The organism is Polaromonas sp. P3_C2 (assembly GCF_056402675.1).
Genome location: NZ_JBFUGX010000542.1, coordinates 1 through 2901, shown reverse-complemented (window position 1 = coordinate 2901; position 2901 = coordinate 1). Strand labels below are relative to the sequence as shown.

At 61.5% G+C, this 2901-nt stretch carries 4 protein-coding genes and 1 pseudogene; all 5 read left to right on the top strand.

Annotation, left to right across the window (positions count from 1 at the left end; genetic code table 11):
* Positions 1-525, top strand: a 525-nt coding sequence (locus tag AC1DWI_RS18650) for a riboflavin synthase (RefSeq protein WP_477725416.1), incomplete at its 5' end; no start/stop codon positions are given.
* Positions 526-528: 3 nt separating this feature from the next.
* On the top strand, positions 529-1635 hold the full coding sequence (ribBA, locus tag AC1DWI_RS18645) for a bifunctional 3,4-dihydroxy-2-butanone-4-phosphate synthase/GTP cyclohydrolase II (RefSeq protein WP_477725415.1): 1107 nt from the start codon (positions 529-531) through the stop codon (positions 1633-1635).
* Positions 1636-1673: 38 nt separating this feature from the next.
* Positions 1674-2138, top strand: coding sequence for a 6,7-dimethyl-8-ribityllumazine synthase (ribH, locus tag AC1DWI_RS18640; RefSeq protein ID WP_457280242.1), 465 nt, complete (start codon positions 1674-1676; stop codon positions 2136-2138).
* A gap of 38 nt (positions 2139-2176) precedes the next feature.
* Positions 2177-2692 carry a transcription antitermination factor NusB gene (gene nusB, locus AC1DWI_RS18635; RefSeq protein ID WP_477725414.1) on the top strand — a complete coding sequence of 172 codons (516 nt, stop codon included), beginning with the start codon at positions 2177-2179 and terminating at the stop codon, positions 2690-2692.
* A gap of 25 nt (positions 2693-2717) precedes the next feature.
* Positions 2718-2901: pseudogene (locus AC1DWI_RS18630) on the top strand (aminotransferase); the annotation flags it as partial.

The window sequence follows — 2901 nt, the reverse complement described above, 5'->3', positions numbered from 1 at the left end:
GGCGACAGCATCGCGCTCAACGGCGCATGCATGACGGCCACAACACTGGACCTTCCCCTCAATCGCTTCACCATCGACATTTCCGCCGAATCCCTGGCCAAAACCACCGGCTTGGCGGAAACCGGCCCCATCAACCTCGAAAAAGCCCTTCGTGCGCACGATCGCCTCGGTGGCCACATCGTTTCAGGCCATGTTGACGGCATTGGCAGCGTGACGCATTTCGCCCAGGTCGGCGAAAGCTGGGAGCTGCGCATTCGCGCCCCGCGCGAGCTCGGCAAGTACCTGGCCTACAAGGGCTCCATCACCGTCAACGGCGTGAGCCTGACCGTCAACCGCGTCACCGACCTGGCTGGCGACGCGGGCGGCACGGAAATCAGCATCAACCTCATTCCCCACACCGTGCAGAACACTGCACTGAGCCGGCTGGCCGCAGGCTCCGACGTCAATCTCGAGATCGACCTGATCGCGCGTTATGTCGAGCGCATGCTGGGCGACACCCATAACAACATCCTAAAAAAGCCCTGAACCATGACCACAGCCATTTCCCCTGTTGAAGACATCGTTGCCGACATGCGCGCCGGCCGTATGGTCATCCTGATCGATGAAGAAGACCGTGAAAACGAAGGCGACCTTGTGCTGGCGGCAGACCACGTCACGCCCGAGGCCATCAACTTCATGGCGCGTTTTGGCCGCGGCCTGATCTGCCTGACCCTGACCCGCGAGCGTTGCGAGCTGCTGCAGTTGCCGCCCATGGCCACGCGCAACGGCACCAAGCACTCCACCGCCTTCACCGTTTCCATTGAAGCCGCCGAAGGCGTGACCACCGGCATTTCAGCCGCCGACCGCGCCCGCACCGTGCAGGCCGCCGTGGCCAAAGACGCCAGGGTCACCGACCTGGTCCAGCCCGGCCACATCTTTCCGCTGCAGGCTGTCGATGGTGGTGTGCTGATGCGCGCCGGCCACACCGAAGCCGGATGCGACCTGGCCGGCATGGCCGGCTGCTCACCGGCCGCCGTCATTTGCGAAATCATGAAAGACGACGGCACCATGGCCCGGCTTCCAGACCTGCTGGTATTCGCGGCGGAGCACGGCCTGAAAATCGGCACCATCGCCGACCTGATCGAACACCGCAGCCGCAACGATTCGCTGGTGGAAAAAATCGGCAGCCGCACACTGCAAACCGCCTTTGGCGAATTCACCGCCCATGCCTTCCGGGACAAACCCAGCCAAAGCCTGCACCTGGCCCTGGTCAAGGGTGCGTGGTCTGCCGATGACGTCGTGTCCGCGCGGGTACATGAGCCTCTATCGGTGCTGGACGTTCTTGAAACGGGCCGCTCCATGCATTYGTGGAGTCTCGACCAGAGCCTCAAACACATCGCAGAACAAGGCAGGGGCGTTGCCGTGCTGCTCAATTGCGGTGAAAGCGCGGCGCAATTGCTCGCCCAGTTTGAAGGCACCGCGCGCGCCAGCCAGGCACCCGAACGCGGCCGCATGGACTTGCGAACCTACGGTGTGGGCGCACAGATTTTGCGTGAATGCGGCGTGCACCGGATGAACCTCATGGGTAACCCGCGCCGCATGCCGAGCATGACGGGTTACGGCCTTGAGATCGTGGGCTATACCACCAAAGACTAGTCACTTCGTTCCACAAAAATCAATCAAAGGGATACACCGTGTTTGGAGCAGAAAAAGGTTCAGGCGACAAGCTTGACGGCAAAAAACTTTCCATTGGCATCGTGCAGGCGCGCTTCAATGAAAGCATTACCAATGCGCTCGCAGAAGCCTGCAAACACGAGCTGTCCGCGCTGGGTGTGCAAGAGGACAACATCAAACACGTCAAGGTGCCCGGCGCACTGGAAGTCCCTGTTGCATTGCAGGCCTTGGCCGAAAGCAACAAATACGACGCGTTGATCGCCCTCGGTTGCATCATTCGCGGTGAGACCTACCATTTCGAACTGGTGGCCAATGAGAGCGGCGCCGCCGTCACGCGCCTGGCGCTTGACTACCAGTTGCCTATTGCCAATGCCATACTCACGACGGAAAACGTCGCACAGGCTGAAGCCCGGCAGGTCGACAAAGGGCGCGACGCCGCCCGCGTTGCCGTCGAAATGGCCAACCTGATCAATGAAATTGCCTGAGCGCCTGCTCCTGCATCCCTTAACCTGACTGGCACTTCATGGCAGACCCCATCACCAAACCCAAACGCCCGCCCCAAACCCGCACCGGCCTGACCGACACCGGCGTCAAAAAGGCGGCGGACAAATCCGCCCGCACGCGCGCACGCGAGTTCGCACTGCAGGCGCTCTACCAGCACCTGGTAGGCCGAAACGAAGCGGATTCGATTGACGCGTTTACCCGAGACCTCGTGGGTTTTCACAAAGCCGACTCCGCCCACTACGATGCGCTTTTGCATGGCTGCATCGAAGGCGCGGCAACGCTCGATGCAAACATCACGCCCCTGCTGGACCGGCCCATGGCCGAAATATCGCCGGTGGAGCATGCTGTGCTGTGGATAGGCGCCTATGAGTTCACCCACTGCCTCGATGTACCCTGGCGTGTCGTGATCAACGTGTGCATCGAGCTTGCCAAAGCCTTTGGCGGCACCGACGGCCACAAGTACGTCAACGGGGTCCTGAACAAAATGGCGCCCTCGCTGCGCGCCGTTGAAGTCGCTGCCGACAAATCCCGATAGGGGCTCGCCCCGTGAAAGGCCAGCCTTGAAAATCGCCCAGCGGGCTCAGCGGATTGAGCCCTTCTATGTCATGGAGGTTGCCAAAGCGGCCTCTGCGCTGGCGCAGGAATTTGCGCACAGCGCATCGCCCATGAACTTCCTGAACATCGGCGAGCCCGACTTCACGGCGCCGCCTCTGGTGCAACAGGCCGCAACCCGTGCCATTGAAC

Excerpts from the sequence above, each read along its gene's own strand:
- nusB (WP_477725414.1), top strand. The coding sequence starts at position 2,177 with ATGGCAGACCCCATCACCAAACCCAAACGCCCGCCCCAAACCCGCACC.